4 protein-coding genes are annotated in these 6,976 nt (G+C 67.6%); all 4 read left to right on the forward strand.

What is annotated here, in order from left to right; all coding sequences use genetic code 11:
- The first annotated feature begins 64 nt into the window (after positions 1-64).
- From E5X34_RS26595 to E5X34_RS26610, 4 genes are read left to right on the forward strand one after another with little or no spacing between them, the layout of a single operon-like run.
- Positions 65-1,069, forward strand: a complete 1,005-nt coding sequence (locus tag E5X34_RS26595) for a MoxR family ATPase (RefSeq protein WP_292317906.1) — start codon at positions 65-67, stop codon at positions 1,067-1,069.
- The gene (locus E5X34_RS26600; protein ID WP_127864491.1) at positions 1,069-2,004 is read left to right on the forward strand and encodes a DUF58 domain-containing protein; all 936 of its coding nucleotides are present in this window, start codon (positions 1,069-1,071) and stop codon (positions 2,002-2,004) included. Before E5X34_RS26595 ends, E5X34_RS26600 begins: the two co-directional genes overlap by 1 nt.
- Positions 2,001-4,820, forward strand: coding sequence for a DUF4159 domain-containing protein (locus E5X34_RS26605; protein WP_292571048.1), 2,820 nt, complete (start codon positions 2,001-2,003; stop codon positions 4,818-4,820). The genes E5X34_RS26600 and E5X34_RS26605 overlap by 4 nt, the downstream gene beginning before the upstream one ends.
- 3 nt (positions 4,821-4,823) lie before the next feature.
- Complete coding sequence (locus E5X34_RS26610; protein ID WP_292571050.1) at positions 4,824-6,911, forward strand: hypothetical protein; 2,088 nt, start codon at positions 4,824-4,826, stop codon at positions 6,909-6,911.
- Positions 6,912-6,976: the final 65 nt, after the last annotated feature.

Here is a 6,976-nt window from a genome sequence, read left to right on the forward strand (position 1 = left end):
AATCGCGGCATTCTGCGGCATTGAGAATGCAGGCCGGTATCTCCAACCACAAGGATCGAGCGGCATGAGCGTGATGATCAAGGAAAGCCCGATCAGCGAAAAAGCGATGATCGAGGAAGCTGAAAAAGCGCTGGCCGACATCTCCAGGGTCCGCGATGCGGTCGGCCGGGTGATCTTCGGCCAGGAAGCGGTCGTCGAGCGCACGCTGGTGGCGCTGCTGGCGGGCGGCCACGCGCTGCTGGTCGGCGTGCCGGGCCTCGCCAAGACCAAGCTGGTCGAAACGCTAGGCATCGTGCTCGGCCTCGATTCGCGCCGCGTCCAGTTCACGCCCGACCTGATGCCATCCGACATCCTCGGCTCCGAGGTGATGGAGCAGGACGAGTTCGGCAAGCGCTCCTTCCGCTTCATTTCCGGGCCGATCTTCACGCAATTGCTGATGGCGGACGAGATCAACCGCGCCTCGCCGCGCACGCAGTCCGCGCTGCTGCAGGCAATGCAGGAATATCACGTCACCATAGCCGGCGCCCGTTACGACCTGCCCTCGCCCTTTCACGTGCTGGCGACGCAGAACCCGCTGGAACAGGAAGGCACCTACCCTCTGCCCGAAGCCCAGCTCGACCGCTTCCTGATGCAGGTCGACATCCTTTATCCGGAGATCGATGCGGAGCGCCGCATCCTGCTCGAAACGACCGGTATCGACGAAGCCAAGGCCGACAAGGTGCTGCAGCCGGCGAGACTGAAGGAAATCCAGACGCTGATCCGCCGCATGCCGGTGCCGGAAAGCGTCGTCGAGGCGATCCTCAAGCTGGTGCGTTCGGCCCGGCCCGGCCAGGGCAATGCCGAGACGGACAAGCATGTCGCCTGGGGACCGGGCCCCCGCGCCAGCCAGGCGCTGACCCTGTGCGCCCGCGCCCGCGCCCTATATGATGGAAGATTGGCGCCGTCGGTGGACGACATCCGCGCCTTGGCCGAACCGGTGCTTCAGCACCGCATGGCGCTGACGTTCGCCGCCCGCGCCGAAGGCACTTCGGTGCGCGACGTGGTGGCGAAGCTGGCAAAAGGCATCTGATGGGTCGAATAGGCGAGGTCCAGGCACCGGTTGCGACGCGCGACGCGCTCGCTCGCGGCCGGTTGCGGGCTTCACTGGTGCCGGACCTGCTGGTCGAGGCGCGACGCATCGTCAACACGGTGATCGCCGGCTGGCACGGCCGCCGCAAGCGCGGCATCGGCGAGAATTTCTGGCAATTCCGGCCCTATGTCGAAGGCGATTCCTCGCGCATCGACTGGCGCCGCTCGGCCAGAGACGACCATACCTATGTGCGCGACCGCGAATGGGAAGCGGCGCACACCGTCTGGCTCTGGGCCGACCCCTCGCCTTCCATGCTCTACAAATCGGCCGGCGCCGGCGTTTCCAAGGAATCGCGCGCGCTGGTGCTGGCGCTCGCCTTGGCCGAGCTTTTGTCGCGCAGTGGCGAGCGCATCGCCTGGCCGGGCCTGACCGACCCGTTCACCGCCCGCAACGGCGCCGAGCGCATCGCCGCACAGCTGAGCCACGCCGCCGCGCTGCCGGCCAAACCCGACCTGTCGGCCATCCGCCGCTTCTGCGACATCGTGCTCGTCAGCGATTTCCTCGACCCGGTCGAGGAGACCATGGCCTGGCTCGACGTGCTCGCCCGGCATGGCGTGCGCGCGCATCTGATCGAGGTCGCCGACCCGGCCGAGGAAACCTTCCCCTATGCCGGCCGCACCGAGTTCACAGATCCCGAGACCGGCGACAAGCTGACCGCCGGCCGCGCCGAGATGCTGGCCGAGGAATATCGCTTGCTCTACAGGGCTCGCCGCGAGGAGCTGGCCGCCTGGTGCAAGCGTCTCGGCTGGAGCTACACCGTCAACCACACTGACCGCCTCGCCTCCGAAGCGCTGGTGCGCATCCACATGGCGCTGACCGTGGAAGGCGGTCATGCGGCGTCGATTGCCAATCGAGCTGGAAAGGCGGTCGCATGAGCTGGCTGCCGCTTTCCTTCGGGGCGCCGATGGTTCTGTGGGGCCTCTTGGCGCTGCCGGTGATCTGGTGGCTGCTCAGGCTCACCCCGCCCAAGCCGCAGACGGAAGTTTTCCCGCCGTTGAAAATCCTGGCCCGGGTCCTCCGACGCGAGGAAACCCCGCAGCAAAGCCCGTGGTGGCTGACGCTGCTTCGGCTGCTGATGGCGGCGCTTGTCGTGATGGCGCTGGCCGAGCCGGTCTTCAATCCGCGCGAAAGGCTGCCGGCGGAAGGTTCCGCCCTGGCGCTTGTCATCGACAACAGCTGGGCAAGCGCCGCCGACTGGGGCAAGCGCGTCGCCACCGCCGAGCGGCTGATCGCCGACGCCGGATCGAACGGCGTGCCGATCGTCATTGCCTTCACTGCCGAGAAGCCCAATGCCGAGATCGGCCCCTTCGATGCCTCGGCCGCGCTCGACCATCTGCGCGCCGCCAGGCCGCGGCCGATCCCCACCGACAGGCCCGCCGTCTATGCCCGCGTCGCCGCCGCGTTGGAGCGCCTGCCGGGTGCTAGCGTCGCGGTGCTCGCCGATGGCCTTGCCGCCAAAGGCGACGAAGCCGCTTTCAAGACGCTGCTCGAAAAGAATGCGAAGCGGGTGGTCTGGGCCACGTCCGACCGGCCCTCGGTGACCGGCCTGATTGGCGCCGACAACCAGGTCGACGGTTTCGCTTTGACCGCCATCCGCGCGCCGGGCAATCCGGCACCGGCGCAGGTCACCGCGGGCGCCTTCGACGACAAGGGCCGCCGCATCGCCGACGCGACACTGACCTTCGCGCCGGGCGAAGCCGCCGCCACGGCGACGATGGCGGTTCCCTTCGAGCTGCGCAACGATTTCGCCTCGATCGCGCTCGACGGCGAGCACCAGGCGGGCGCGGTGCGGGTGCTGGACGAAAGCTCGAAACGACGCCGTGTCGGCCTGCTGTCTCAGGCCGAGGCCGACCAGGCACAGCCGCTTCTGTCGCCGCTCTACTATATCCGCCGTGCCCTGCAGCCCTTCGCCGACCTGGTCGAGCCGTCGAGCGCCGACCTCGCCGACGCCATTCCGCAGCTTCTCGACCAGAAGCCGGCGATGATCATCATGGCCGATGTCGGCACCATCCCGGAGCAGGTCAGGCAGCGTCTGGTCGACTGGGTCGACAAGGGCGGCACGCTGGTCCGCTTTGCCGGCCCGCGTCTTGCCGCGGCCGGCAATGACGACGACCTTTTGCCGGTCCGGCTGCGCAGCGGCGAGCGGGCGCTCGGCGGCGCGCTGTCCTGGACGACACCGCAGGCGGTCACCGAATTCCCGAAGAACGGTCCCTTCGCCGATCTTTCGCCACCCTCCGAGGTGACGGTCAGCCGGCAGGTCCTGGCCGAGCCGACGCCCGACATCGTCGAGCGCACCTGGGCCACGCTTGCCGACGGCACGCCGCTGGTGACGGGCATGAAAAAGGACAAGGGCACGCTGGTGCTCTTCCATGTCACGCCCGAGGCGACCTGGTCGAACCTGCCGATCTCCGGCACGTTCGTTGAGATGTTGCGGCGCGTCGTGCAGCTGTCGCGCAACCAGGGCGCGGCGATCGCCAATGCCGAAGCCACCGCCGCTTCGCTGGCACCCTACCGCATGATCGGCGCCGACGGCATGCTGACGCCGCCCTCGCCCGATGCCCGGCCGCTGGTGCCCGGCGCCGGCCCGCTGCCGGTGACGCTGGAGAACCCGCCCGGCCTTTACGGCTCCGAGACGGGCGTGTTCGCGCACAATCTACTCGAGGCATCGAGCACCTTCGCGCCGCTGGTGCGCCCGCAGGTTTCGCTGCCGGTGACCGCCATCCCCTATGCCTTCGACGAGTCGGAAAACCTCAAGGGGCCGTTGGTCGCCGTCGCGCTCCTGCTGATGGCGCTCGACACCTTGGCCGTGTTCTGGATGGGCGGCCTGCTGGCGCGCCGGCCGCGCCGCGCGGCCGTGGCGACCACAGCCGCCGTTCTGGTCGTGCTGGGCGGCCTCTTCGGCCACGCCGATCTCGCCCGCGCCGACGATTCGAAGCCAGGCGACGCCCAGGCGATCGACGACATTTCGAAGACCCGCATCGCCTATGTCATCACCGGCGAGCCCGGCGTCGATTCGATCAGCCGTGCCGGCCTTGAAGGCCTGACCCGTTTCCTGATCGAGAAGACCGCGCTCGAGCCCGGCCCGCCGGCCGGCGTCGACATCACCAAGGACGAGCTGTCCTTCTTTCCTCTGATCTATTGGCCGATCGATGCATCGGCGCCGATGCCCAGCCAGGCGGCGATCGCCCGCATCGATGCCTATATGCAGCAGGGCGGCACGGTCCTGTTCGACACACGCGACCAGTTTTCCAATGGCATCGGCGCCGGTTCGGCAAGCCCGGCGACCGAGCGGTTGCGCGACATCCTCGCCAATCTCAACGTGCCGCCGCTGGAACCGGTGCCTTCGGACCACGTGCTGACCAAATCCTTCTTCATCCTTCCGGAGTTCCCCGGCCGCTTCAGCGGCAGCCCGCTGTGGGTTGAGGCCTCGCTCGACGCCAGCAACACCGAGAACCGCCCCGTGCGCACCGGCGACGGCGTCTCGCCGATCATGATCACCGCCAATGATTTCGCCGGCGCCTGGGCGGTCGACGAGAACGGCGATCCGATGCTGCCGACCGTGCCGCCGGACCCGATGCAGCGCGTCTATGCGCTGCGCGCCGGCGTCAACATCATGATGTACATGCTGACCGGCAACTACAAATCCGACCAGGTGCACGTGCCCGTGCTGCTTGAACGGCTGGGGCAGTAGATCATGAATTGGTCGATTTCCTTCGAACCGCTCGTCTCCTGGCCGCTCTTCGGCCTGCTCTTCGTGCCATTGCTGCTGCTGGCGCTGGTCGGCCTGTGGTTCCGCCAGCGCGGATCGGCATTGCGCTTCATCGCGCTGCTCGCGCTTGCCGCGGCTTTGCTCAACCCGGTGTTCCTCGCCGAGGAGCGCGAGGCGCTGAAGAGCGTCGTCGCCCTGATCGTCGACCGCAGCCAGAGCCAGGATATCGGCGACCGCACTAGGCAGACCGACGAGGCGCTGGCCGGGATGCAGGAGCGTCTCGGCCGCTTCAAGCAATTCGATGTCCGGGTCGTCGAGGCCGGCAAGTCCGAAGCCGCTGACGAACGCACCGAAACCAGGCTGTTCAGCGCGTTGGAGGGGGCCTTCCGCGACGTGCCGCCGTCGCGCATCGGCGGCGCGATCATGATCACCGACGGCGAGGTGCATGACGCACCCGGCGGAACACCTGAATTCAACGCGCCGCTGCATGCGCTGATCACCGGCAGCGAGCACGAGAAGGACCGCCGCATCCGCTTCGAGAACGCGCCGCGCTTCGGCCTCGTCGGCAAGCCGCTCGACATGACCTACCGCGTCATTTCGACGGAAGGCAATGGCGCCCCGGTGGATGTGCGGGTCTCGGTCAATGGCGAGCAGGTCTCGGTCGAGCACGCGACGGTCGGCCAGCCGATGAAGCTCTCGGTCACCATTCCCAATGCCGGTCGCAACATCGTCCAGCTCGGCATCGACCGCGAGCCCGGCGAGCTGACGGACGCCAACAACCGGGCGATCGCCCTGGTCGACGGCATCCGCGAGAACCTGCGCGTGCTCTTGGTCTCCGGCGAGCCGCATGCCGGCGAGCGCACCTGGCGCAACCTTTTGAAGTCGGACGCGTCGGTCGATCTCGTCCACTTCACCATCTTGCGCCCGCCGGAAAAGCAGGACGGCACGCCGATCAACGAGCTGTCACTGATCGCTTTCCCGACGCGCGAGCTGTTCGTTGAGAAGATCAAGGATTTCGACCTGATCATCTTCGACCGCTACCAGCACCGCGACGTGCTGCCGATCCTCTATTACGACTACATCTCCGAATATGTCGAAAAGGGCGGCGCGCTGCTGATTGCCGCCGGGCCCGAATATGCCGGCGAGAACTCCATCGCCCGCACCCCGCTTAATGCCGCGCTGCCGGCCATGCCGACGGGCGAAGTGGTGGACAAGGCCTTCTATCCGCGCCTGACCGATCTCGGCCAGCGCCACCCGGTGACGCGCGGGCTCGACGGCTCGGCAAGCGAGCCGCCGCATTGGAGCCGCTGGTTCCGCACCATCGGCGTCAAGAATCCGGAAGGCGAAGTGGTGATGAGGGGCGCCAACGACCGGCCCCTGCTCCTGCTCGACCGCAAGGGCGAAGGCCGGGTGGGCATGCTCTTGTCGGACCAGGGCTGGCTGTGGGCGCGCGGCTTCGAGGGCGGCGGCCCGCATGTCCAGCTCTACCGGCGCATCGCCCATTGGCTGATGAAGGAGCCAGAACTGGAAGAAGAACGGCTGACGGCCGACGGCCGCGGCATGATGCTGGAGATCCGCCGCCAGACGATGAGCGACGATCCGGGCCCCGCCCAGGTGATCACGCCCTCCGGCAAGACCGTGACGGTGAAGCTCGAGAAAGCCGAGCCCGGCATCTTCACCGGCAGCCTGCGGACCAGCGAGATCGGACTCTACCAGATCGGCAATGGCGATCTCACCGCGCTCGCCCATGTCGGTCCGGTCAACGCGCCGGAATTCCAGGACGTGGTCTCGACAGAGGACAGGCTCAAAGCGCCGGCCGAAGCGACGGGCGGCAGCGCGCGGCGGCTGGCGCCGTCATCCACGCTCGCCAATCTCGCCGGCGGCGTGGCCCTGCCGTCGATCGTGCCGATCCGCTCTTCGGCGGCGGCTTCGGGTGACGATTGGATAGGCCTGCGCACCACCGACGACAGCACGCTCAAGGCCGTATCGCGCGTGCCGCTGTTCGGCGGCTTTCTCGGCCTCGGCCTCTTGCTGCTCGCCATCGGCTCGATGTGGTATCGCGAAGGGCGGTGAGTTTCTTACCTCTCCCCTTGTGAGGGCTTTGCACGGAACTGAGTTGGTGATTCGGTAGGTCCGGA

The organism is Mesorhizobium sp. (assembly GCF_004963255.1).
Taxonomy (GTDB): domain Bacteria; phylum Pseudomonadota; class Alphaproteobacteria; order Rhizobiales; family Rhizobiaceae; genus Mesorhizobium.

What these genes read in the sequence shown, in the direction of transcription:
- E5X34_RS26595 (WP_292317906.1), top strand. Translation starts at nt 65, where the DNA reads ATGAGCGTGATGATCAAGGAAAGCCCGATCAGCGAAAAAGCGATGATC.
- E5X34_RS26600 (WP_127864491.1), top strand. Translation starts at nt 1,069, where the DNA reads ATGGGTCGAATAGGCGAGGTCCAGGCACCGGTTGCGACGCGCGACGCG.
- E5X34_RS26605 (WP_292571048.1), top strand. Translation starts at nt 2,001, where the DNA reads ATGAGCTGGCTGCCGCTTTCCTTCGGGGCGCCGATGGTTCTGTGGGGC.
- E5X34_RS26610 (WP_292571050.1), top strand. Translation starts at nt 4,824, where the DNA reads ATGAATTGGTCGATTTCCTTCGAACCGCTCGTCTCCTGGCCGCTCTTC.